The 24243-nt window shown below is 67.5% G+C and carries 22 protein-coding genes; 7 read left to right on the plus strand and 15 right to left on the minus strand.

Going from position 1 to position 24243, the window contains the following annotated elements; translation table 11 throughout:
- Window positions 1–20: 20 nt before the first annotated feature.
- Window positions 21–911, minus strand: a complete 891-nt coding sequence (locus tag HPT29_RS02895; protein WP_173949895.1) for a YihY/virulence factor BrkB family protein — start codon at window positions 909–911, stop codon at window positions 21–23.
- Window positions 912–1127: 216 nt separating this feature from the next.
- Here HPT29_RS02895 and HPT29_RS02900 point away from each other — a divergent pair, with 216 nt between their 5' ends.
- Entirely contained in the window at window positions 1128–1994 is an 867-nt protein-coding gene (locus HPT29_RS02900) for a DMT family transporter (RefSeq protein ID WP_173949896.1), read from the plus strand.
- A 50-nt stretch (window positions 1995–2044) separates the two neighbouring features.
- On the opposite strand, the gene HPT29_RS02905 is transcribed toward HPT29_RS02900, so the two are convergent.
- The 6 genes from HPT29_RS02905 to HPT29_RS02930 all read right to left on the minus strand — a co-directional run bounded on the left by HPT29_RS02905 (window position 2045) and on the right by HPT29_RS02930 (window position 7446).
- On the minus strand, window positions 2045–2209 hold the full coding sequence (locus HPT29_RS02905) for a hypothetical protein (protein ID WP_173949897.1): 165 nt from the start codon (window positions 2207–2209) through the stop codon (window positions 2045–2047).
- Window positions 2210–2338: 129 nt separating this feature from the next.
- Window positions 2339–3430, minus strand: a complete 1092-nt coding sequence (locus HPT29_RS02910; protein ID WP_173949898.1) for a TRAP transporter substrate-binding protein — start codon at window positions 3428–3430, stop codon at window positions 2339–2341.
- 242 nt (window positions 3431–3672) lie between these two features.
- Window positions 3673–4287, minus strand: coding sequence for a hypothetical protein (locus HPT29_RS02915; RefSeq protein WP_173949899.1), 615 nt, complete (start codon window positions 4285–4287; stop codon window positions 3673–3675).
- A 117-nt stretch (window positions 4288–4404) separates the two neighbouring features.
- On the minus strand, window positions 4405–5133 hold the full coding sequence (locus tag HPT29_RS02920; protein ID WP_173949900.1) for a DUF4142 domain-containing protein: 729 nt from the start codon (window positions 5131–5133) through the stop codon (window positions 4405–4407).
- Window positions 5134–5213: 80 nt separating this feature from the next.
- Complete coding sequence (locus HPT29_RS02925; protein ID WP_173949901.1) at window positions 5214–6059, minus strand: DMT family transporter; 846 nt, start codon at window positions 6057–6059, stop codon at window positions 5214–5216.
- 109 nt (window positions 6060–6168) lie between these two features.
- Entirely contained in the window at window positions 6169–7446 is a 1278-nt protein-coding gene (locus HPT29_RS02930) for a glycoside hydrolase family protein (RefSeq protein ID WP_210272460.1), read from the minus strand.
- A 177-nt stretch (window positions 7447–7623) separates the two neighbouring features.
- On the opposite strand from HPT29_RS02930, the gene HPT29_RS02935 reads away from it, so the two are divergent.
- Together HPT29_RS02935 and hpf are read left to right on the plus strand one after the other, a co-directional pair.
- On the plus strand, window positions 7624–8727 hold the full coding sequence (locus tag HPT29_RS02935) for a S1C family serine protease (RefSeq protein ID WP_173949902.1): 1104 nt from the start codon (window positions 7624–7626) through the stop codon (window positions 8725–8727).
- Window positions 8728–8827: 100 nt separating this feature from the next.
- Window positions 8828–9268, plus strand: a complete 441-nt coding sequence (hpf, locus tag HPT29_RS02940; RefSeq protein WP_173949903.1) for a ribosome hibernation-promoting factor, HPF/YfiA family — start codon at window positions 8828–8830, stop codon at window positions 9266–9268.
- A gap of 296 nt (window positions 9269–9564) precedes the next feature.
- Here the strand turns inward: hpf and clpB are convergent, their stop codons facing one another.
- Window positions 9565–12183 (minus strand): ATP-dependent chaperone ClpB, encoded by a 2619-nt coding sequence (clpB, locus tag HPT29_RS02945; RefSeq protein WP_173949904.1) that lies wholly within the window; start codon window positions 12181–12183, stop codon window positions 9565–9567.
- A gap of 177 nt (window positions 12184–12360) precedes the next feature.
- On the opposite strand from clpB, the gene HPT29_RS02950 reads away from it, so the two are divergent.
- From HPT29_RS02950 to HPT29_RS02960, 3 genes are all read left to right on the plus strand, one after another.
- Window positions 12361–12687, plus strand: a complete 327-nt coding sequence (locus HPT29_RS02950) for a hypothetical protein (RefSeq protein WP_173949905.1) — start codon at window positions 12361–12363, stop codon at window positions 12685–12687.
- 6 nt (window positions 12688–12693) lie between these two features.
- Entirely contained in the window at window positions 12694–12972 is a 279-nt protein-coding gene (locus tag HPT29_RS02955) for a hypothetical protein (RefSeq protein WP_173949906.1), read from the plus strand.
- A gap of 236 nt (window positions 12973–13208) precedes the next feature.
- Window positions 13209–13991: an MOSC domain-containing protein gene (locus HPT29_RS02960; RefSeq protein ID WP_173949907.1), complete on the plus strand. Its 783-nt coding sequence runs from the start codon at window positions 13209–13211 to the stop codon at window positions 13989–13991.
- A 232-nt stretch (window positions 13992–14223) separates the two neighbouring features.
- On the opposite strand, the gene HPT29_RS02965 is transcribed toward HPT29_RS02960, so the two are convergent.
- From HPT29_RS02965 to HPT29_RS02985, 5 genes are all read right to left on the minus strand, one after another.
- On the minus strand, window positions 14224–15216 hold the full coding sequence (locus tag HPT29_RS02965) for a DUF4167 domain-containing protein (RefSeq protein ID WP_173949908.1): 993 nt from the start codon (window positions 15214–15216) through the stop codon (window positions 14224–14226).
- A gap of 385 nt (window positions 15217–15601) precedes the next feature.
- A complete protein-coding gene (gene prmC / locus HPT29_RS02970) occupies window positions 15602–16450 on the minus strand; it encodes a peptide chain release factor N(5)-glutamine methyltransferase (RefSeq protein ID WP_173949909.1) in 849 nt (282 codons plus the stop codon).
- A 22-nt stretch (window positions 16451–16472) separates the two neighbouring features.
- Window positions 16473–17561 (minus strand): peptide chain release factor 1, encoded by a 1089-nt coding sequence (prfA, locus tag HPT29_RS02975; RefSeq protein ID WP_173949910.1) that lies wholly within the window; start codon window positions 17559–17561, stop codon window positions 16473–16475.
- Entirely contained in the window at window positions 17561–19828 is a 2268-nt protein-coding gene (gene ptsP, locus HPT29_RS02980; RefSeq protein WP_173949911.1) for a phosphoenolpyruvate--protein phosphotransferase, read from the minus strand. The genes prfA and ptsP overlap by 1 nt, the downstream gene beginning before the upstream one ends.
- Window positions 19829–19917: 89 nt before the next feature.
- Window positions 19918–21156, minus strand: coding sequence for an aspartate kinase (locus HPT29_RS02985; protein WP_173949912.1), 1239 nt, complete (start codon window positions 21154–21156; stop codon window positions 19918–19920).
- A 133-nt stretch (window positions 21157–21289) separates the two neighbouring features.
- On the opposite strand from HPT29_RS02985, the gene ubiG reads away from it, so the two are divergent.
- Window positions 21290–22033, plus strand: a complete 744-nt coding sequence (gene ubiG / locus HPT29_RS02990) for a bifunctional 2-polyprenyl-6-hydroxyphenol methylase/3-demethylubiquinol 3-O-methyltransferase UbiG (RefSeq protein WP_173949913.1) — start codon at window positions 21290–21292, stop codon at window positions 22031–22033.
- Here ubiG and nhaA read toward each other — a convergent pair.
- A complete protein-coding gene (nhaA, locus tag HPT29_RS02995; protein ID WP_173949914.1) occupies window positions 22002–23222 on the minus strand; it encodes a Na+/H+ antiporter NhaA in 1221 nt (406 codons plus the stop codon). The genes ubiG and nhaA overlap by 32 nt on opposite strands.
- A gap of 98 nt (window positions 23223–23320) precedes the next feature.
- Window positions 23321–24226, minus strand: coding sequence for a LysR family transcriptional regulator (locus tag HPT29_RS03000; protein ID WP_173949915.1), 906 nt, complete (start codon window positions 24224–24226; stop codon window positions 23321–23323).
- Between the last annotated feature and the right edge of the window lie 17 nt (window positions 24227–24243).

The following is a 24243-nucleotide window of genomic DNA, read 5'->3' on the forward strand; positions in this document are numbered from 1 at the left end:
TCGCACGCCGATGTGACGCATCACGGCAGCGGAATCAGATCGCTCATGGTCTCCGGTTTCGGTTCCTTGCCGAGGCGTCGGCGCTTGGCCAGGATGAGGGTGCCGTTCAGCTCGCCGCCGAAGAGGAAAATGGCCCCGAGGGTGTAGAGAAAGATCAGGGCCACCATGGCGGTGGCGAGACCCCCATAGGTCGACGCGTAGGCGCCCGGATAGAATTCGAGGTACCAGCTGAAGGCGAAGCCGCCGAGAAGCCACAGGGCCAGCGTCACGCCCACGCCGGGCAGCACGGCGCGAAACCGTCGGCGTCCCGCAGGGACAAGCTTGTGGGCGAAAAGCAGCCCCGCCACGATGACGACGGTCGCCACCCCGACCCGCAGGAACCCGATCAGACCATCGAGAGGTTTCAGGGCCGGAACCCAAGAGAGCACGCCGCGCCAGACGAAGGGGCCGAGCACGACGAGGAGCGCCAGGGCGAGCAGCATCATGGCGCCCGCGATGACGAACGCGATCGATTCGAGCCGCGTCAGCCACCAGGCGCGGGTTTCCCGCACCCCATAGGCGCGGTTGAGGCCGACCCGGAGACTCTCCACGCCGCTCGATGCGAAATAGAGCGCGAGCACGAGGCCCAGGGTCACCACGTCGCTGCGCCGGACCGACAGGATGTTGTGCACCTCGCCGGCGATCGGCCCCGCCACCTCCTTCGGCCAGGCCTCGAGGATGATGTCCGCCACCTCGTCGGCCAGGGTCCCGGTCCCGAACAGGCTCGCCAGGGCGGTGACCAGGATCAGGAACGGGAACAGCGACGTCAGCACCGAGAGGGCGATATGGCTCGCGATCGCCCAGGAATCGTGCAGCACGAAGCGGGTGGACGCGATGGCGACGAGTTCGAGCCAGAGGCGAAGGCGGTTCAAAAGACGGGTCTCCAGGCTGCTGGAGATGGTGCGGCGGGGGCCGAGGGCAAGGAAGCCGCCCCCGCAAGGATCTGAGAGCCGTGCAATCCGAAGTGCATTGTCCCTGTTCCTGACTCCCGGCTCCTGCAGGTCGACTTTTAGACGAGGCCGCGTGGATCGACAAAGGCCGAGGTTCGGGCCTACAAGCCGGGAGACGATCCTTGCTCCTCCACGGCCATGAACCCCACCGTCTTCGCCCGCCTCGCGCCCCCGCTCTTCGTGCTCATCTGGGCGACAGGCTTCATCGTCGCCCGGTTCGTGGCGCCCTATGCCGAACCGCTGACCTTCCTGCTCGTCCGGTACGTTCTGGCCACTCTCGTGCTGGCCGGCATCGTCACCGCGGCACGCGTGTCGTGGCCCCGCGCCTGGCATGATTGGCGCAACAGCCTGATCGCCGGCATCCTCCTGCACGGGCTCTATCTCGGCGGCGTCTTCTGGTCGGTGAAGCACGGGCTGCCGGCCGGGATCTCCGCCCTGGTGGCCGGCCTCCAGCCGCTGGCGACCGGGCTGCTGGCCGGGCCCCTGCTGGGCGAGCGGGTGTCCCCGCGCCGGTGGGTCGGGATCGGCATCGGCTTCATGGGGGCGGCGCTCGTGGTCGCCCCCAAGCTCGGGGATGGTGGCGTGCCGCCGCTGGCGCTCGGGGTCTGCGTGCTCGGGATGCTCTCGATCACCTTCGGGACGATCTGGCAGAAGCGCACCGGCAGCAGCCTCGATCTGCGGGTCAATGCGGCCATCCAGTATATCGGCGCCGCTGCCGTCACCCTGCCCCTCGTGCTGCTGACGGAGGAGGGCCACATGGAGCTGAGCCTGCCGCTTCTGGGCGCCCTGGCCTGGGCCGTGCTCGGGCTGTCGATCGGGGCCATCGGCCTTCTGCTCTTCCTCATCCGCCAGGGCGCGGTGGTCGGCGTCGCGACGCTGCTTTATCTGGTGCCGCCGGTCGCGGCGCTCATGGCCTTCGCGCTTTTCGGCGAGACCCTGAGCCTGATCCAGCTCGCCGGCATGGGGCTCGCAGCCCTCGGCGTCGCTGTGGCGAGCCGGAGCTGAAACGCAAAAGCCCCGGAGCGCACGCTCCGGGGCTTCATGGCGCGGTTGTCTTATTTCGTGATCTTCACGGAGACCGGATCGCTCGCCGGAAACGTCTCCTCCACGCCTTCGTCGAGGAGCTCGTCCTGGTGCTTCTTCCGGTTCTCGGATGCCTTGTCGTCCTTGCGCTCCGGCTTGTCCTTCGGGGTGTCCTGCTTGCGGTTGTCGTCCGCCATGGTGTGTCTCCTGTGGAAGGATGGCGCTCCTGCTGAGACGACAACGCAACAGGCCAAGCTTCGATCCTTCTTCCCGGCCGCAAACAAAAACGGCGCCGCGAGGCGCCGTTTTCATCAGGTCGAGAGCCTTCAGCGCGGCTGCCCCTGCTGCTGGTTGACGAAATAGTCGAAGGGCAGCTCGGCGATGCGGAACCAGGTCAGCTCCTTCTCGCGGAAGGCGTTCCAGGAATCGTACACCTTCTTGAACTTGGGATTGGAGGCGGCGAGCTCGTTGTAGAGCTTGTAGGCTTCCTTGTAGCTCTGCTCCATCACGTCCCGCGGGAAGGGACGCAGCTGCACGCCCTGACCCACGAGGCGGCGGATCGCATCGGCGTTCTGGGCATCGTACTTGGCCACGCACATGGCGTTGGCTTCCGCGCAGGCAGCTTCGAGGATGGCTTTGTAGTTGGCCGGCAGCTCATTCCACTTGTTCATGTTCACGTAGAGCGAAGGCTGCGCGCCGCCCTCCCAGAAGCCCGGGTAGTAGTAGTACTGGGCGACCTTCACGAAGCCGAGCTTCTCGTCGTCGTGCGGCCCCGAGAACTCCACAGCATCGAGGGTGCCGCGCTCGAGCGCCGGGTAGATGTCGCCTGCGGCGAGCACCTGGGGCACGACGCCGAGCTTCTGCATGATCTGACCGCCCATGCCGGCGATGCGCATCTTGAGGCCCTGCAGGTCCGCGATGCTCTTGATTTCCTTGCGGAACCAGCCACCCATCTGGGCGCCCGTCTGACCGGCCGGGATCGGATAGATGTTGTAGTCCTTCGTGAACTCGCGCACGAGATCGAGGCCGCCGCCGTAATGCATCCAGGCATTGTGCTGGCGCACGTTCATGCCCCAGGGCACGGAGGTCTCGAACATGAAGGTCGGGTCCTTGCCGATGAAGAAGCTCGACAGGGTGTAGGAGCATTCGACGGTGCCGTTCTGGGTGGCGTCGAGGGTCTGGAGCGCGCCGACGATCTCGCCCGCGGCGAAGACCTGGATTTGAAACTTGTTGTCGGTCGCGGCCGCCACGCGCTTGGCGATCATCTCGCCCGCGCCGAAGAGGGTGTCGAGGCTTTTCGGATAGGCCGAGCTCATGCGCCAGCGGATCTCCGGCTGCGCCTGCGCGACCGCCGGGGAGGCGACGGCGCCTGCGGCTGCCGCAAGGCCCGCGCCTTTGAGAACTTTTCTTCTGTCCATGAGCATTTCCTCGACCGATTTATGTCGTCACTGCCGGTTTGGCTGAACAATCCATAAAGCCGGAGGAGGGCCGCTGTCACTCCGCCTTCCGTTGGGACAGATATGCAGTGGGAAAGGCCAAGCTATGCGTTGGCGTCATTGATGCCGCTGTCCGGCAACCGCTCTCGACGTCATCACCGGGACAAGCCCGGTGATGACGTGTGAAGCTCTTCGCCGCTTCGGCCGAAACGGCCGCGGGACGATTACCGCTCTTCGCTGCCGCCCTTGGAGAGCGGACGCTGCTGCTGGCCGCTATGGGCGCGGGCGGAGCGCTTCGGCGGCTTCTCGTCCCCGGTCGAGGAGGTCGAGCGCCCGCCGGACTGGCTCGCCGTAGGATGGCCGCGCACCAGGGTGCCCTTGGGTACGTCCACCGCATTGCCGGGGGCCGGCACCCGGGCTCGGGACGTGGCTCCGCCGCTCATCCCGGTCGGCCCCGTGGTGCCTTCGGTCTGCGCGCCGCGGGGCGCCGGACTCTTGGCCGCGGTGGTGTTCACGCTCTCGGCGATCTCCTCGTTCGACATCTGGAAGCCGGCCTCGTCGTCTTCCTCTTCCGGCACTTCCTTGAAGGAGTGGATGCCGGCCTTCGAGCCGCTCGTCGGGCGGTTGTCGTCCACGTGGTCAATGTCGAGATCCGGATCGAGCTTCTTCGAGGCGCCCATGATGCCGGTGGCTTTCGCGGCGGCGCGCTTGGTGTTGCCGACGTCGTTGCGCTGGGTCGGGCCAGCGATGAAGTCATCGCCGGTCTCTTCCTGGGTGACTTCGTTCAGCACCTCGTCGACCGGCGGCTCCGGGGGGCGGCCACGTTTGTCTTGCGCCATGGGGTATTCCTCTTCTCGGGGTTTCGAGCAGACCTCATGTCTGCGGCTTGCAAAGGCAACGTCCTGTCGAAGCAGGGTGTTCCGGCCCCGGATCCGTGAAAACGGAGCCGGATTTCCTTATTTGCCAAGCTCTTTCTGGATGTCCTGCAGGAGCGTCAGATGCTCCTTGATCTGTCCGCCAGCGAGGCGCGCCACATTGGCCATCTCACGGTTGCCGGAGCCCTGCTTGAGATAGCTCTCCTGAAGCTTCAGCAGGTCCTGGTGGCCCTGGATCTGCAGGGCGACGTAATCCTTGTCGAAGGCGGCTCCCGGCTGCGCCTTCGAGAGACGCTCCATGGCCTGCGAGTCCTTCTGCGGCAGCTCCGGAGCCGTCGCGGCGGATTGCTGCGCGCCCTGCGTGGTGGAGGCGGTCGCATTCGGATCGGCGAAGGAATGCATGATGTCCGCGAGGAGGTTCTGCTCGCCGATCTCGAAATCGGCGAACTGCTTCACGCGCGGGTTCTGCGCCTTGCTGTGCGCGAAGTTCGACTGCTGCAGCGACACGGTGCCGAGAGCCAGGACCTGCTGAACGTATTGGCGGTCGGCCTGCGATTGCTGCTGGCCCATGGCGGCTGGTGCGCTGTTGGCCTGGCCCTGCCGGGCGGGGGTCTGCGTGTCCTGCGGGGCGCCGCCCTGCTGGGTGCGCTGCTGGCGCTCCTGCGCGTTCTGGCCGAGAGCGGGATTGACCTGCGTTTCCGCGGGCTGCGGCGTCGTGGACTGGGGAATGGCCTGGTTCTGCTGCTGGGCGAGAGCGGGAAGGCTGGCGGCGGCCATGAGGCCGGCAATGACAAGACGGCGTGACGACATGAAGGGCTCCTGCAAACGGATCGTGAGAGCGAACGTTTGCGGGAGGGTTTGGTTCGGGCAGCGGGCGCGGGCGGACTGTCCTATCCGGCCTTCGCAAGCGCGAGGCCGGTCACGATCATGAGGGCTGACGCCCACCGGGCGATGCCGAACCGCTCCTTCAGGACCACGGCGGCGATCAGAGCGGCGAACAGAACTGACGTCTCACGGACGGCGCCGACCAGTCCGATCGGGGCCTTCGTCATGGCCCACAGGGCCGTCCCGTAGGAGATGTTGGCGATGGCCCCCGCGGCAACGCTCTTGCCCCACACGGAGGCCGGCGCGCTGAACAAGGCCGCTCCCTGGAAGCGGATCATCCCGAAGATCATGAACGCCCCCGTGAGCGCCATCATGGCGAGCAGGTACCCGGTGGAATTGCCCGACAGGCGCGCGCCCACACCGTCGACCAGGGTGTAGCCGACCACCGTGGCGGCGGTCAGTGCGGCGATCGTGAGGCTTCGGACATTCAATCCGCCGCGCCGCACGGCATCGATGCCCAGGCCGAGAATGCCACCGCACAAGATGCCGATCCCCAGCCACGTCACGGGCTTGAGCGTTTCGCCCAGGAGCAGCATCGCCAGGAGCGTGGTGAACAGGGGCGCGCTGCCTCTGACCAGGGGATAGATGGCGGAATAATCCGCGTACCGGTAGGCAAGGCCGATCAGGACGAAATACGCCACGTGGATCAGCGCCGATCCCACCAAGTGGACGGAACTGGCCGCGTCGGGCAGGCCCGAAACCAGCAGAGCCGGAACCGCCGCGACAGCCGACCCGACGGCGATCCGGCCGGCCTGGATCAGCGGGTCGCCCTTGCCGGACTTGGCCATGGCGTTCCAACTTGCGTGCAGGAACGCAGCAACCAGAACGAAGGCGAAGACATCAGGGGACATCTCGGGTCGGGCACTTGGAGGCGACAGGCCGTCACTTGCTACATCATGGCGGCCGCCCAGGAAAGGTCGAACGCCGCGTCGCACCGACGTTCGGCTCCCTGCCCGATGGTCAGCACCAATCCTTGTCGGACGTCACCTGCATCTCGTCGGCGGCGCGCTTGATATCGGCGAGATCGACCGGATCGCTGAACGGATCTTCGTCGAGCACCGTCACCCGGTTCAGGCGCTTCTGCCAGCGCCGCAGCTCGTCAATATAGGGCTGATACGGCACCCGCTTCAGGCGCCCATTCTCTTCGACCAGATCGCACAGGCCGTTGTGCAGCCATTCGCCCGTATGCCAGTCGGGCATGTCGACCGCCGGGAACAGGCACACGCCGTGCAGGTCGATGCCCTTGCGCACCGCCGCCAGCGATTCCTCGACGATGTCGCAGAGCCAGTCCGGGCGGCCTTCGCGCAGGCCGCTCGTTTCGCCCACGATCATCGGGCGGCGGTAGCGCTCCCAGGCAAAGGACAAGAGATCCCCCAGCGGCCGAATGCGCTCGTCGTGCGGCTCCAGGGACGCGTGCGGCCCGTTCTCGCGATATTCCATCTGGCCGAACGAGTAGCAGTTGACCCCCACGATATCGAGCGCCTCCGGCGACCCGCCGAGCTCCGGGTGCCGGCGTCCGGCGATCACGTCCCAGGCATAGAACGTGTCCGTGTAGGTCTCGCGCTCGGCCTCGTCCTTCAGGTCGGGCCGGTCGCGGGGCGCGACGACCAGGATGAGCGGGTCGATATGCACCATGCGGGCCTTGGGATCGACGGCCCGGATGGCGTTGACCGCCGCGATGTCGGCCCGGCACAGGGACAGGCGCAGCCGGTGCCGCAAGCCGTCCGACTTGCCGAAAGGAGCCGTCCAGCCCCACTCGCCGCCCATGAAGGCGAAGAAGGTGATCTCGTTGATGGGGGTGAAGAAATGCGGGCCGCGGATGCGCGGCGTCACGTATTCGGCCGCGGCCCGGGCATAGGCGGCGAACCGGTCCGTGAACTCGGGCGAGAAGGGATCGAGGTCGTCGGGATAGCCGTAATGGCACAGGTCCCAGATCGGCAGGATCTGGTGTCGGTTCATGGCCGCGATGAAAGGGTCGAGGCCGGAGAAGTCGTACACGCCGCCCTTGTCCACGAAGGGCCAGGGGATCCCCTGGCGGGCGACCGCGATGCCGAGCGAACGCAGGAAGGCGTAATCCTCGTCCACGTGCTCCCGGTGCTGCGTCTCCGCGACGAGATCCCGCCGGCCCTGGTCCTTCCAGATGAAGGTGGAGCATTCGAAGCCCGACAGGAAGAAGGTCGGGAAGATGCCCGCCTGCACGGCGGAGGCATCGGCGTTTCCCGGCGACGGTTCGTGCACGGCAGATTCTCCTCCAAACATGGATCCGGCCTGCCGCGTGCGCGGCAAGCTCGACCATCCACCGTCAGGACAAGCACATGAACGACACGCGGTTCCTCGCGCGGATCCCAGGCTTCGGGATGAACTTCGGCCAAGCGGGTCCGTTGTGACAAGGCGGGATCACACACGGGAGGACCCATGCCGGAACGGACGAAACGGATCATCGTGCTGGCGATTGCGGTGCTGCTCGCGCTCGTCGTGCTTCAGCCTTACGTGACCGGCTATCTCTTCTCGGCCCGTGAGCCGCGGCCCGTCGCGGCGCGCGGAGACCTGTCGGACTACGAGCAGTCGACGATCCGCGTGTTCGAGACCGTGGCGCCCTCGGTGGTTCAGGTGGTGGCCCTGCAGGGCCGCGGGCCTTCGGGCGGGGAGCCGGCGGGATCCGGCACCGGGTTCATCTGGGACGCGGCCGGCAACGTCGTGACGAACAACCACGTGGTCGAGAACGGCTCCTCCTTCGTGGTGCGCCTGGCCTCCGGAGAGGTTCTGCCGGCCGAGGTGGTGGGCCGTGCGCCGAACTACGATCTCGCGGTGCTGCGGGTCGAGCGCCGGGGCGGGCTGCCGGCGCCGGTTCCGGTGGGACGCTCGGCCGATCTCAAGGTGGGCCAGACGGCCTACGCCATCGGCAATCCGTTCGGCCTCGACCAGTCGCTCACCACCGGCATCATCAGCGCCCTCAAGCGCCGCCTGCCCACCAGCGGCGGCCGCGAGGTCGCCGATGTGATCCAGACGGACGCGGCGATCAATCCGGGCAATTCCGGCGGCCCGCTGCTCGATTCCGCCGGTCGCCTCATCGGGGTCAACACGGCGATCTTCTCGCCGTCCGGCACAAACGCGGGCATCGGCTTCGCCATCCCGGTCGACGTGGTCAACCGGGTCGTGCCGGAACTCATCCGCAGCGGCCGCGTGCCGACGCCCGGCATCGGCATCCTGGCGGGTGACGAGACCCTTGCGGCCCAGCTCGGAGTGAACGGCGTGATCGTGGCGGGCGTCGTGCCGGGCTCGCCGGCGGACCGCGCCGGGCTTCGCGGCGTCGACACGCGGGCCGGTATCATCGGGGACGTGATCGTGGGTGTCGCGGATGCGCCCGTGCGACACCTGTCGGACCTGACGGACAAGCTCGAGAGCACCGGCGTGGGCAACACGGTGTCGCTGACGATCCTTCGCGACAACCGGCAGCAGAATGTCGAGGTGACCGTCGTCGACGTGGGAGAACAGACTCCCCGCGCACGCAGACCATAAAGAGAACAGAACCTCGGCCGGGTCCGATTTGTTTCCTGATGACCGAAACTTTCATCCAGTCCCGCCGTTAGCCATCGAACCTTCACCAACGGAGGAGCGAATGAAACCTGACAGCACCGAACCCAACATCCTGGTGCAAAGCTCGGCAGTCGATCTGGGCGACATGTTTCCCGAATATGCGAAGACCAACGTCCTTCAGGTCGCCGGAAAATACTTCGGTCACCTGAGCTCGGCCTCCGTTCACGTGACGCGCGAAGGCATCACCTATCGCTGCACGGTGAACATGCAGATGGGCGCGCTCAAGATGATGAGTGGGGAGGCCAAGAACAAGGACCTCTACGCGGCCTTCCGGGCGGCCCTGCAGAAGACCGGAAAGCAGCTTCGCCGGTCCAAGCGCGAGCTGCGCGAGGACAAGGCCGAGCGCATCGACAAGGACATGCTCCTGCGTGAAGGCACGACGCCGCGCCGCACGGAACGGCGCAGCGAAGACGTCGTCCCGGCGGCCAACGACGAGGGCGACTACCGCGCCGCCGCCGAATAATCCGACAGGTTGAGGCTTCCGCCACCCTTGGCTCCCCGTCGCACCGAAGGGGCGTTTCACCCGCATGTGTCCCTGCGATGGAGTCCCTGCCACGTCATCACCGGCCTTGTGCCGGTGATCCCGATGGTTCGGAACGCCGCGCTTTTCCGATCGAGATGGCCGGCACATGGCCGGCCATGACGTCGGAGTGTTGTTCCCCACGGCCGCAAGCCTGAATGACAGGAACGATGTCGTGAAAACAAAAATGGCCGGGCTTCGTGCCCGGCCATCTTCGTCCATCGTTATGGACAAGCCGCTCAGTTCAGCCGCACGCCTTCCGGCGGACGCTCCGAGCCGACCGTGACATCGCCGATCATGAGGCCCATGGGGCCCGCATGCACCGGCACGGTTTCGCCGTCGCGGATCTCACCGGACAGGATGAGCTCCGCCAGCGGATCCTGCACGTGCTTCTGGATCACGCGCTTCAACGGACGTGCGCCGTAGGCCGGGTCGTAGCCTTTGTCGGCGAGCCAGTTGCGCGCCTCCTCGTCGAGCTGCAGCACGATCTTGCGATCCTCCAGCAGCTTCTGCAGGCGGCGCATCTGGATATCGACGATCGCTCCCATCTCCGAGCGCTTCAGCCGGTGGAACAGGATGATCTCGTCCACACGGTTGAGGAACTCGGGCCTGAAGTGCGAACGCACCACCGTCATCACCTCGTCGCGCACCGCATCGGTGTCCTGGCCCTCCGGCTGGTTCACCAGATATTCGGCGCCGAGATTCGACGTCATGATGATGAGCGTGTTGCGGAAGTCCACGGTGCGGCCCTGGCCGTCCGTGAGGCGTCCGTCGTCGAGCACCTGCAGCAGCACGTTGAACACGTCCGGATGCGCCTTCTCGATCTCGTCGAACAGCACCACCTGATACGGCCTGCGGCGCACGGCTTCCGTCAACGCGCCGCCCTCCTCGTAGCCCACATAGCCAGGAGGCGCACCGATGAGCCGGGCGACCGAGTGCTTCTCCATGTATTCCGACATGTCGAGGCGGATCAGCGCCGTCTCGTCGTCGAACAGGAAGCTCGCAAGCGCCTTCGTCAGCTCGGTCTTGCCGACGCCCGTGGGGCCGAGGAACATGAACGACCCGATGGGCCGGTTCGGATCCTGCAGGCCCGCGCGGGCGCGGCGCACGGCGGTCGACACCGCCGAGACGGCCTCGGCTTGGCCGACGACGCGACGCCCAAGATCCTGCTCCATGTGCAGCAGCTTCTCGCGCTCGCCTTCGAGCATCTTGTCGACGGGCACGCCGGTCCAGCGCGAGACGACGCCCGCCACGTGATCGGGCGTGACCGCCTCTTCCATCAGTCCGCCGCCGTCGGCTTTCGCCTCGACATCGGAGAGCTGCTTCTCGAGCCCGGGGATGACCCCGTAGGAGAGCTCGCCGGCCTTCGCCCAGTCGCCGTTGCGTTGCGCGGACGCCAGCTGGTTGCGGGCCTCCTCGAGCTTCTTCTTGAGGTCGGCCGCGGTGCCGAGCTTGTCCTTCTCGGCCTTCCAGCGCGCCGTGATGGCGTCCGACTGCTCCTCGAGATCGGCGAGCTCCTTGGTGAGGCGCTCGAGGCGGTCCTTGGAGGCGGTGTCAGTCTCCTTCTTGAGCGCTTCCTGCTCGATCTTCAGGCGGACGATCTCGCGGTCGATGTTGTCGAGCTCCTCGGGCTTCGAATCGACCTGCATGCGCAGGCGCGACGACGCCTCGTCGACGAGATCGATGGCCTTGTCGGGCAGGAAGCGGTCGGTGATGTAGCGGTTCGAGAGCGTCGCGGCGGCGACAAGCGCCGAGTCGGTGATGCGCACCCCGTGATGCTGCTCGTACTTCTCCTTCAGGCCGCGCAGGATCGACACGGTGTCCTCCACCGTGGGCTCGCTGACGAAAACCGGCTGGAACCGGCGGGCGAGCGCCGCGTCCTTCTCCACGTGCTTGCGGTACTCGTCGAGGGTCGTCGCCCCGACGCAGTGCAGCTCGCCGCGGGCGAGCGCGGGCTTCAGGAGGTTCGAGGCGTCCATAGCCCCGTCGGCCTTGCCGGCGCCGACGAGCGTGTGCATCTCGTCGATGAACAGGATGATGCCGCCTTCGGCGGACGTCACTTCCTGCAGCACGCTCTTCAGGCGCTCCTCGAACTCGCCGCGGTATTTCGCGCCGGCGATCAGCGCGCCCATGTCGAGGGCGAGCAGCTGCTTGTCCTTCAAGGATTCCGGCACGTCGCCGTTGACGATGCGCAGGGCGAGGCCTTCGACGATGGCGGTCTTGCCGACGCCGGGCTCGCCGATCAGCACCGGGTTGTTCTTGGTGCGGCGCGAGAGCACCTGGATCGTGCGGCGGATCTCCTCGTCGCGGCCGATCACCGGATCGAGCTTGCCGTCGCGGGCCGCTTCGGTGAGGTCGCGCGCGTATTTCTTGAGCGCATCGTAGGCGTTCTCCGCCGTCGCGTTGTCGGCGGTGCGGCCCTTGCGCAGGGCATTGATGGCGGTGTTGAGCCCCTGGGCCGTCACTCCGGCCTGGGCCAGGATCTTGCCGGCTTCCGTGTCCTTCTCGACCGCAAGCGCCAGCAGCATCCGCTCGACGGTGACGAAGGAATCGCCCGCCTTCTCGGCGGCCTTCTCGACCGTGTCGAAGAAGCGCATGAGCTCGCGGGTGGCCTGCGGCTGCGAGGCGGAGCCGGACACCTTCGGCTGCTTGGCGAGCCATTGCTCCACCGCCGCATGGGCGTCGCGGGAGCGGCCGCCGGCGCGGTCTATCAGGCCGGCGCACAGGCCTTCCGGATCGTCGAGCAGAACCTTCAGCACATGGCCGGGGGCCAGCTGCGGATGGCCCTCGCGCACGGCGAGATTCTGCGCCGCCTGCACGAATCCCCGGGCACGCTCGGTATACTTTTCGAAATTCATTCTCATCCCTCCTCAGATCCGCCCGCCCTCCTCGAGGCACGGGCCGATCCTGCGATGTCGGACCTCCTCCTGGAGCATCCGCGAACCTTAGGTGGTGTGTCCAATTCGTCACAACAAGGGGGAGGAACCCGCTCGCGATGCTGGCATTGACACTGCAACAGTCTTGAGGAGACCCCCATGTCACGCGATCCGCGCTCGGACGCCGAAAAAGCCCGCGCCGACCTGGCCCGCAATGCGGAGCTCGGCCTGGCGGTTCCGGAAAGCCCGCTCGAGGAAGGGCCTTCGGTGACGCCGGAGACCTTCGGCGACACCACCGAGAACGGGCAGGTGCCCCCAAGGCCCGGCCAGACCCTGGCGCAGGCCGAGGCGGACCGCGACATCGGCGATTCGACCGGGACCATCGCCACGTCCCGGGACATTCCGGTCGACCCCAGGAACGTGAAAGCCCCTCCGACTCATCGCAGCGACAAAGAAGACGGCGTGCTCACCCGCGCCAAGGAGTGACAAGACATGGCCCTTTCCGATCTGATCGCCCGTTTGAGCCCGAGCCGCCGCCGCGCCGAAAAGGCCGAGAAGGCGCGCGACGAGCTGAAGGCCAATGCCGAGAAGGCCCTGCGCATGAAGCAGGAGGCCGGCCCGCAGACCCATATCCCCGAGCACCAGACCTCCCATGAGGGCATGCAGAAGGACCCGCACATGGTGGAGTTCGACCGTTCGAGCGGCCGCGAGGCCGGCTTCACGCCCCAGCTCAAGCGCTCCAAGGTGGCCCGTTCGGGCGACGCATCGTAAGGCTTGCGCCTGCGCTCGTGAAAAGCCCCGCCGTTTCGGCGGGGCTTTTTCTGTTTGCCGCCCGAAACGACACACCCTGCCGTCATAGCCGTCCCCGGACTTGATCCGGGGATCAGTCCCGGCCATCCCAAGTGGAAGGGCGCAGCGTTTCGGAGGAACGGGATCACCGGCACAAGGCCGGCGATGACGTGAGCGGATCCCTTGCTCCTGCCTCGCTCGCCTTCTATCGATAGGCCATGAGCATCCGCATCGCCTCCCTCCAGCGCTATCCGGTCAAGGGCCTGTCGCCCGAGCCCCTGTCCTCCGTGTCCCTCACGAAGGGCGATTACTTTCCCGGCGACCGGCTGTTCGCCATCGAGAACGGCCCGGCCGGCTTCGACCCGGAGAACCCGCAGCATCAGCCCAAGATCAAGTTCCTGATGCTGATGCGCAACGAAAGCCTGGCGCGGCTCAAGACCCGCTATCTCGATTCGATCACGACGCTGTTCATCGAGGAGGGCGGGCGCGAGGTGGCCCGCGGCGATCTCTCCACCCGGGAGGGGCAGCTTGCCGTCGAGGCCTTCTTCCGCCGCTTCATGCCCAGGGACCTGCGCGGCCCGCCGAAGGTGCTCGCCGCTCCGCAAGGCTTCCGGTTCACCGATTCCCGGCGCGGCTTCGTCTCGCTCATCAACCTGGCGAGCGTGCGCGAGCTGGAGAATGTGGTGGGGGCACCGGTCGATCCCCTGCGCTTTCGCGGCAACGTCCACCTGGAGGGGCTGGAGCCCTGGGCCGAGTTCGGTCTCGTCGGCCAGGTGCTGACCACGGCCTCGGGAGCACGCCTGAAAGTCACCAAACGGATCGAGCGCTGTGCCGCCACCAACGTGGACCCGGACACGGGCATTCGCGACCTGGAGATCCCGAAAAGCCTCATGAAGGCGTATGGGCACTTCGATTGCGGCATCTATGCCGAGGTGCTGAGCGGCGGAACGCTCGAGGTCGGCGGGGATCTGGAGGCCGAGCAGGCGACCCTGGCGCTGTAATCTCTTTCCCTTCCGTGGTCCGGCCGGGAACGACATCCTCACGTCATCACCGGCCTTGTGCCGTTGATCCCGATCGTAAGGGCTCGGTGCCTCACCGGATCGGGATGGCCGGGACAAGCCCGGCCATGACGGGGCGGGAATCCGTTCCCCCCGCAGGATCGCGGCCGCCGTTCTCGGGCCAAAAAAAAGGGAGAGCCTGGCTCTCCCTTTTCGCATCTTGTGAGGTGAAGGCTTACTCGGCGGCCGGGGTCTCGGCCGGATCCGGCGTGAAGCCGGCATTCTCGGCATTGGCCGCCTCGATCATCTCCTGGCGGGTGCGGCGGCGGCGGCGCGGACGGGGAGCCTCCTCGTCGTTGGCCGCTTCCTGCACCACGGGCGGAGCCGGGGGAGCCTCCTCGACGGTGGCCGGCGCCGGCGTGCGGACCGGGTTCGTCAGGAAGGCCGGAAGCGTACCCTGCTCGGGCGCCTCGGCGTCGTCCCGGCGGCGGTCGCGCTGGAAGCGCTCGCGGCGCTCAGGGCGGTCCCCACGCTCGAAGCGGTCATTGCGCTCGGGACGGTCGGTCCGCTCCTGGCGGTCCTGCCGATCCTGACGTTCGAACCGGGCAGGACGCTCGCCGCCCTCGGAACGGGCCTCGTAGGGCTGCTCGTCGCGCTGCTGATCCTGACGTTGGAAGTCCTGGCGCGGCTGGCGGTCGCGCTGGAAGCGCTCGCGACGGTCGCCCCGATCTTGGCGGTCGTTCCGGTCGCCGCGATCCTGGCGGTCGCCCCGATCCTGACGATCGTTGCGGTCGAAGCGCGGCTGACGCTCGTTGCGCTCGCCCCGGTTCTCGTAGGGCTGCGGCTGGGAGCCGAAATCCTGGTCGTCGCCATTGCCGAAATCCTGGCCGCCGGCGCGCTCGAAGCCGGGGCGCTCGCCCTGGCCGAAGCCCTCGTCCTCGCCGCCCTCCTCGTCGAAGGAGCGCTGCTGCTGGTAGCCGTACTGCTCACGCAGCTGCTCCTGGGCGGCCGCGATGATGCGGAAATAGTGCTCGGCGTGCTGGAAGTAGTTCTCGGCCGCCACCGGGTCGCCGCTCGACTGCGCGTCGCGGGCGAGCTGGCTGTACTTCTCGGCAATATGCTGAGCCGTGCCGCGGATCTTCACGTCCGGGCCGTTCGACTCGTAGCTCTTCGTCAGGGGATTGGGCCCCTTGTTGTTGTTGCGGTTGTTGTTGTTACGACCGCGCATACGCCTGTTTTGTCCTGGTCTCATCGTTCGCTCTACGAGCCTCGCTGGTTCTTCACGCCCACGCGATATGCAAGCCAATATTCACCGAACGGGCTCAACGCCCACCGTTCGCGTGGCAACCGTCTGACATTCGGCCATAGCCCATCAAAGGCTCAAGCCATCCTTCAGTGTCGGGTTCAGATGATCGCGCCAGGCTGTTTCTGTTTCAAAAGCCCCTGCCTGCGCGACTGATATCGTTTGGTCTTCCGGCATGCCCCTCAGGGGCTGCCGATTTGTTTAGACCGAGGACGATCTCTAGACCCGAATCTAGCGGGTTCCTCTCGGTCCAACAAGGGCTAATTCCGATTTTATCCCGCTCTTGGACACAAAAGCCGCATCCTGTTCATCACGATCGCCTCATGGCGACGCAGCGGGGATGACCTGACAGATCGTGGGCGATCCGCAGGATTTCAAGGCCGCAAGTCCTTGCCAAGCTGACTAAATCGTCCGCCTGATCGTAGCCGATCTCGACCACGAGCAGGCCGCCGGACGCCAGCAGCCGCCCCGCCTCGCCCAGGAGGACCCGGTAGGGATCGAGGCCGTCCGGGCCCCCGTCGAGGGCGAGCCGCGGATCGTGGTCGCGCACCTCCGCATCGAGGGTTGGAATGACCCCCGAGGCGATGTAGGGCGGGTTGGACACGATGAGGTCGAACGGGCCCGAAACCGCATCGGCCCAGCGCGAGAGGGCGAAATGGCAGCGGCCGCCGACGCCGTTCTCCGCAGCGTTGGCCCGGGCCGTCACGAGGGCCCCGAAGGACAGGTCGATTCCCAGCCCCCTGGCGTTCGGCAGCTCGTGAAGGAGCGCCACCAGGATGATGCCCGATCCGGTGCCGAAGTCGACCAGCCTGAGGGGCGCCTGCCGATCCGGCAGCAACGCGAGGGCGGTCTCGACCACCGTTTCCGTGTCGGGCCGGGGCACCAGGGTCTCGGGGGAGAGGCGGAAGGGCAGGCCCCAGAACTCCCGGGTGCCGACGATCCGGGCGACCGGCTCATGGGCGAGGCGCCGGCGCGCGAGACCGGACAGCGTCCCGGCCTCTTCGGGCGACAGCGGGACGTCCGGACGGGTGATCAGATCCGTGGCCGGAATGCCGAGAGCCGTCAGAAGCAGGACCCGGGCATCGAGCGCCGCAGTCTCGAATCCGGCCTCCTGGAGGGTCCGGCGGAGCTCCCTCAGGGCCTCGGACCGGGTGGTCACGACCTGGGGCCCGGCCGCGCGCTCACGCCGCCTGATCCTGGGCGGCGAGCTGGGCCGCCTGATGCTCGGTGACCAGCGCGTCGATCAGCTCGTCCAGGGCCTGGCCGCCGATTACCTCCTCCAGCCTGTAGAGGGTCAGGTTGATCCGGTGGTCGGTCACGCGCCCCTGGGGGAAGTTGTAGGTGCGGATGCGCTCGGAGCGGTCGCCGGAGCCGACCTGGGCCTTGCGGTCGGCGGCCCGGGCGGCGTCCTTGGCGGTGCGCTCGGCGTCGTAGAGGCGGGCGCGCAGGAGCGCCATGGCGCGGGCACGGTTCTTGTGCTGGGAGCGCTCGTCCTGGACGAATACCACCATGCCGGTCGGCAGATGGGTGATGCGGATCGCCGATTCGGTCTTGTTCACGTGCTGGCCGCCCGCGCCCTGCGCCCGCATGGTGTCGATCTTCAGGTCGGCGTCGTTGATCACGACGTCCACGTCCTCGGCTTCGGGCAGCACCGCCACGGTGGCCGCGGAGGTGTGGATGCGGCCCTGGGTTTCCGTGTCCGGCACGCGCTGCACCCGATGGACGCCGCTCTCGAACTTCAGCCGGGCGAACACCCCGCGTCCCTTGATCTCGGCCACGACTTCCTTGTAGCCGCCGGCCGTGCCCTCACTCTCGGACACGATCTCGACCTTCCAGCCCTTCAGGTCCGCATAGCGGGTGTACATGCGCAGCAGGTCGCCTGCGAAGAGGGCCGCCTCGTCGCCGCCGGTGCCGGCGCGGATTTCCAGAATGGCGCTCTTCTCGTCGGCCTCGTCCCGGGGCAGCAGCATGATGCGCAGGTCCTGGGCGGCCTTCTCCAGGTCCGCGCGGGCCTGGGGCAGCTCGTCCTCGGCGAGGGAGCGCATCTCGGCATCGGTCCCGGAATCGTCGATCAGGGCCTGGAGGCCGTTCAGGTTGTCCTCCATGGCGCGATAGGCCCGGATGGCGTCCGCCACGCCATCGAGTTCGGACAATTCGCGAGAGAGGGCCACGAAGGTCTCGGGATCCGGGCCGGCATTGAGCGTCGCCGTGATGATGTCATGGCGGGCCAGGATGGCGTTCAGGCGATCAGAGGGAGGGGCAATCGACATCAGACCGGAATACCATGGGTTCCCGCAAAATGGGCGAGCTTGGGACGCAGCGTTTCGCCGCCCCCGGCGTTCTTCAGCTCCTCGCGGATCAGGGCGCTGAGTTCCGCGACGTTCATTTCCAGCAGCATGGCCTTCACGGGCCCGATCGCGGCCGGCGACATGGAGAGCGAGCGGAAGCCGAGGCCGATCAGGGCCATGGCCTCGAGGGGGCGCCCGCCGATCTCGCCGCACACGGTCGCCAGGCAGCCGGCCGCCTGCGCCTGCTCGGCCACCATGTTCAGGGCCCGCAGCATGGGGGCGCTCAACGGGTCGAACCGGTCCGCCACGCGCCGGTTCTCGCGGTCGATGGCGAAGAAGAACTGCATCAGGTCGTTGGTGCCCAGCGAGATGAAATCGGCGCTCTCGCAGATCTCCTTGAGCTGGAACAGGAGCGAGGGCACCTCCAGCATGACGCCGAGCTTCAGGTCCGACGGCAGGGGGTGGCTGTGGTTGGCCAGATGCGCCTTCTCCCGCTCGACGATCTGCTTGGCGCGCTCGAACTCGTCGCAGGTTGCCACCATGGGGAACATGATCTTCAGCGGCCGTCCGGCCGCCGCCTTGAGCAGGGCGCGGACCTGGGCGCGCAGCAGGCCCGGCCGGTCGAGGCCGATCCGGATGGCCCGCCAGCCGAGGGCCGGGTTCTCCTCCTCGACGGACTGCATGTAGGGCAGGATCTTGTCGCCCCCGATGTCGAGGGTGCGGAAGGTCACGGGCCGGTCGCCGGCCTCCGCGAAGACCGTGCTGTAGAGCGCCTGCTGCTCGGTCGCCGAGGGCATGCGCTCGGCGATCATGAACTGCAGCTCGGTGCGGAACAGGCCCACGCCGGCCGCTCCGGTCTCGGCGAGATGCGGCAGGTCGACCACCAGCCCGGCATTGATCTGCAGGGTGACCTCGACCCCGTCCCGGGTGACCGCCGGCACGTCGCGAAGCTTGAGATACTGCTCCTGCCGGCGGGCCCGGAGGCGCGCCTTCTCGGCATAGGCCGCCTCCACGTCGGGATTGGGCCTGATCTGCACCTCGCCGGCCGCGCCGTCCACGATGATGGCGTCCCCCGGCTCGGTCAGGGAGGTGGCGTTCGACACCTCGCCCACGGCCGGGATGCCGAGCGCCCGGGCCACGATGGCGATGTGGCTCGTCGGTCCGCCCTCCTCGAGCACGACGCCGCGCAGGCGCGAGCGGTCGTAGTCGAGGAGCGCCGCCGGGCCCATGGAGCGGGCCACCAGGATGGCATTTTCCGGCAGCTGCTCCCGTTCGGCCACCAGGTCGCGCCCGACCAGGCGGTGCAGCAGGCGGTTGGCGAGGTCGTCGAGGTCGTGCAGGCGCTCGCGCAGGTAGGGGTCGGTCTGGCGCAGCATGCGGGCGCGGTTGTCGGACTGGACGCGCTCGACGGCGGCTTCCGCCGTCAGGCCCGAGGCCACGGCCTCGCGCATGCGCCGGAGCCAGCCCTGGTCGTGGGCGAACATGCGGAAGGTCTCCAGGACCTCCCGGTGCTCCCCGTGATGAGCCACGTCGCCGCGCTCGATCAGCTCGTCGATGGACAGCCGCACCTCGGCGATGGCCGAGTCCAGGCGCCTGAGCTCGGCCTCGCTGTTCTCGGCGATGAGGTTCTTGACCACCACGCGGGGCTCGTGGAGCACCACATGGCCGAGGCCCACCCCGTCGGCGAGCGCGACGCCCTTCTGGTAGACGGGGCGGCGGAGCGCAATGCCCGTGTCGACGGGCGCCAGGGCCTGCAGCTCGCCCGTGGCCAGCATCTCGGCCACCACCATGGCGGTGGTCTGGAGCGCCTCGACCTCCTCCTCGGCATAGACCCGGTAGGTGCGGTTCTGGACGACCAGGACGCCGAGCGTGTTGCCGGCCCGCAGCAGCGGCACGCCCAGGAAGGCGTGGTAGATCTCCTCGCCCGTCTCGGGCTTGTAGGAGAAGGCCGGGTGGCTCTGGGCGTCGGACAGGGCCAGGGGCTCGGCGGTCGACGCGATGAGGCCGACGAGGCCCTCGCCGGAGCGCATGATGGTGAGGTGGACGGCCTCCCGGTTCAGGCCTTCCGTGGCGAACAGCTCGAGCACGCCGTCGCCGCGCATCACGTAGACGGAGCACACCTCCGCGACCATGTTGGCGGCGATCTGGGTGACGATCTTGTCGAGACGGTCCTGCGCCCCGACCGGCTCCGCCATGATCTCGCGGAGGCGGCGCAGCAGAAGGCGCGGACCGCCGGGAGCGCTTGGCATGAGCTTACTGTTCCCGTCCTTCACGAGCCGGCAGGGCGAACCGGCGGCTACCTATGATGAATGTCGCAGCCCGACAGTTCCCTCGTCAATCAGGCTTGATCAAGGCCGTATAGCGAGTGGAGCGTGCGCACGGCAAGCTCCGTGTAGGCCGATTCGATCAGAACCGAGAATTTGATCTCCGAGGTGGTGATCGCCCGGATGTTGATGCCTTTGTCGGCCAATGCTTTGAAGGCGCGCGCCGCGACGCCCGCATGGCTGCGCATGCCCACCCCGATGGCCGAGACCTTCACCACGTCGGTCGCGCCCTGGAGCTCCTTGAAGGCGATCTCGTCCCGATGGGTGTTGAGGATCGCGCAGGCCCGCTCGTAATCGGCCGTGGGCACCGTGAAGGTCAGGTCCGTGGTGGCGGCGTTGTCGGACACCACCTGGATGATCATGTCCACGTTGATGTTGGCGTCCGCCAGGGGCACGAAGATCGAGGCCGCGATGCCCGGCTTGTCGGCAATGTCCCGCAGCGTGATCTGGGCTTCGTCGCGCGAATAGGCGATGCCCGTGACAACCTGCTGTTCCATGATGTCTTCCTCGTCGCAGATGAGGGTGCCGAGCTTGGGGTCGGCGGGATCGTCGAAGCTGGAGCGCACATAGGTCGGCACGCGATGCATCATGGCGAGCTCGACCGAGCGCACCTGAAGCACCTTGGCCCCCAGCGAGGCCATTTCCAGCATTTCCTCGTAGGAAACCTTGTCCAGGCGCCGGGCCTTGGGCACGATGCGCGGATCAGTGGTGTAGACGCCGTCCACATCCGTGTAGATGTCGCAGCGCTCGGCCTGGACGGCGGCGGCGAGCGCCACGGCGCTCGTGTCCGAGCCGCCCCGGCCCAGGGTCGTGACGCGCCCGGTGGGCTGGTGGACGCCCTGGAAGCCGGACACGACGGCGACCTCCCGGCTGTCCGTGAAACCTTTCAGGATCCCCGTGCCGTCGATGGCGGCGATCCGCGCCGAGCCATGGGCTTCGGAGGTCATGATCGGGATCTGCCAGCCCTGCCAGGAACGCGCCTTGAGGCCCATTTCCTGCAACGCGATGGCGAGAAGGCCGGACGTGACCTGCTCGCCGGAGGCGACGACCACGTCGTATTCCTTCGAATCGTAGAGGGCGGAGGCGTCCTTGACCCAGCCGACGAGCTCGTTGGTCTTGCCCGCCATTGCGGACACGACGACGGCCACGTCGTAGCCGGCCTCGACCTCGCGTTTGACATGCCGCGCCACGTTGCGGATGCGCTCTACGGTGGCGACGGAGGTTCCGCCGAACTTCATGACAAGACGGGGCATGGGCGAAGAAGGCCGTGATGTGAAATTGAAATTTTGCCCCTTCGCGCCGCGAAAAGGCGCGTATACATGACGGCAGGTCCGCGCCCTGTCAACGCGCGGAAAGCATTTCTTTGCCTTGAGGAAATAGGTTCCGATGACCCACGGCGCATCCACGACCATCGACCCGGCCGAGGTCGCTCGATTCGAGAAGATCGCCGAGACATGGTGGGATCCGAAGGGCCCCATGAAGGTCCTGCACAAGTTCAATCCGGTGCGCCTGGCCTATATCCGGGACGAGGCCTGCCGCCGCTTCGGGCGCGACCCGCGCTCGGCCCGTTCGCTCGAGGGGATCACGATTCTCGACGTGGGCTGCGGCGGCGGCGTGCTGTCCGAGCCCCTGGCGCGCCTGGGCGCCCGGGTGACCGGGCTCGATCCGGCGCCCACCAACATCTCGGTCGCCCGGCTCCATGCCGAGCGGGCAGGCGTTCCGGTCGATTACCGCGACGAGATGGTGGAGGCCGTGGTGGCCCGGGGGGAGGCCTTCGACCTGGTGCTCGCCATGGAGGTGGTGGAGCACGTGGCCGACCGGCAGGCCTTCGTGGAGGCCTGCGTCCGGGCGGTGAAGCCCGGCGGCTGCCTCGCCATGGCGACGATCAACCGGACCCTGCGCTCCTTCGCATCGGCCATCGTGGGGGCCGAATACATCCTCGGCTGGCTGCCGAAGGGCACCCATGAATGGGACAAGTTCGTCACGCCCGACGAGCTGACGGATGCGATCCGCGCGGCGGGCTTTTCCGTCCATGACCTCACGGGCGTCGCGTACAGCCCGCTGCGGGACAGCTGGTCCCTGTCCCGCGACACGGGGGTCAATTATATGCTGCTGGCCGCGAAGGCCTGAGCGGCTGCTCCCGCGGGGCGACGCGGAGCACGAGATAGCCCGCCAGTCCCGAGAGGGCGGAGCCCATGAGCACCCCGATCTTGGTGGCGTCTCCCAGTTCCGGCTGGTCCGGGAAGGCGAGGGCGCCGATGAACAGGCTCATGGTGAAGCCGATGCCGCAGAGCAGCGCGACCCCGTAGCATTGGGCGCGCGTCGCGCCGGCCGGCATGTCGGCGAAGCCCAGATGGACGGCCGCATAGGAGAAGGCATAGACGCCCACCTGCTTGCCGATGAAGAGGCCGAGCGCGATGCCGAGCGGCAGCGGGTTCAGAAGGCCGTCGAGGGACAGGCCGGAGAGCGACACGCCCGCATTGGCGAAGCCGAAGATCGGAATGACCGCATAGGCGACCCAGGGCTGCAGGGTGTGCTCGAGCCTGTGCAGGGGCGAATCCTCCGCCCTGGTCTTCTTCGGGTTCGCATGGAGAGGGATCGTGAGGGCCAGCGCCACGCCCGCAAGGGTCGCATGGATACCGGACTTCAGCACGAAGACCCACAGCACCGCGCCGATGACGAGATAGGGCAGGAGGAACGTGACGTCGAAGCGGTTGAGGGCGACGAGCACGAGCAGGCACAGGGCCGCCCCGGCGAGCATCGGAAGCGAGAGATCGCTCGTGTAGAAGACCGCGATGACGATGATCGCCCCGAGATCGTCCAGAATGGCGAGCGCCGTCAGGAAGATGGTGAGGGATTTCGGCACCCGTGACCCGAGGATGGCCAGCACGCCCAGCGCGAAGGCGATGTCGGTGGCGGTCGGGATCGCCCAGCCGTGGTGGAGCTGCGGCTCGTTGCGGGTGACCGCGAGATAGACGAGCGCCGGCACGACCATGCCGCCCAAGGCCGCGACCCCGGGCAGGATCCGGCGCGGCCAGGTGGAGAGCTGCCCGTCCAGCATCTCGCGCTTGATCTCGAGCCCCACCAGCAGGAAGAACAGCGCCATGAGCGCGTCGTTGATCCAGTGAAGGACGCTCAGGCCCAGCACGTAGGTCTTCAGAACGCCGAAATAGGCCCCAGCCAGGGGCGAGTTGGCGACCGCCAGCGCAATCACCGTGACGCCCATGAGGATCATGCCGCCGGAGGCCTCGCTGTCGAAGAACCGGCGCATCAGGGAGACGCGGCGTTGAGGCTTCAGGTCGGCTTTCGGCTGGTCCATGGACGTCTCCTGCAACCTCAACCGGGCGTGAGGCGAATGGTTCGGGTAAAGCGCCCCGCCTGGCAAGCGTCCAATGACAAAACCAGGAGCAACTCTGCTCAGTCCGGGCGCAGGATCTCGACGAGATAATCCAGGAAGGCCCGGACCCGGGCGGGCAGGTGGCCGCCGCCCACATAGACCGCGTGGATGCTTTCCATATCGCCGGGATTGTAGGCCTCCAGCACCGGAACGAGCCGGCCCGCCTCCATGTCGGGCCCGACATGAATCCTGGACAGGCGGCTGATGCCGAGGCCGGTGAGCACGAGGAGCCGCATCGACTCCCCGTCGCTGACCTGGGCGTTGCCGGTCGGTACGACCACGGTCACGTTGCCCTCCCTGTCCCGGAATGGCCAGCCGTTGCTCTGGCGGGCGAAGCTGAAGCCGAGCAGGTTGTGCCGGGCGAGATCCTCCGGGCTCCGCGGCGTGCCGTGGCGGTCCAGATAGGCGGGCGCGGCCACCAGCACCATCCGGCTCTCGGCGAGCTTGCGCGCCACGAGCTGAGAGGACTTCAAGGGCCCGACCCGGATGGCCACGTCGGCCCGGTCCTCCAGCAGGTCGACCACTGCGTCGGTCAGCGTCACCTCCACGGTCACCTCGGGATGCCGGGCGAGAAAGCCGGGCAGGAGGGGGATCAGGCGGTGGGTGCCGAACGGGACGCTCGTGTTCACCCGCAGGCGGCCGCGCGGGACAGCCCCCGAGGCGGCGCCGCGCTCGGCCTCGTCGAGATCGGCCAAGACCCTCACGGCGCGGTCGTAGAAGGCCGCTCCTTCCGGCGTCAGCTGGAGCTTGCGGGTCGAGCGGTTGACGAGCCGCGCGCCGAGGCGGCTCTCCAGCCGGGCGACGAGCTTGCTCACCGCCGAGGGCGTGAGGCGCAGGGCGCGCGCGGCGGCCGAGAAGCCGCCGAGATCGACCGCCCGCACGAAGACCTCCATCTCGCCCGACCGGTTGACCTCCATGCGCGCCATTGTGACTTCAACTCACA

Source organism: Microvirga terrae (assembly GCF_013307435.2).
Classification (GTDB): Bacteria; Pseudomonadota; Alphaproteobacteria; order Rhizobiales; family Beijerinckiaceae; genus Microvirga; species Microvirga terrae.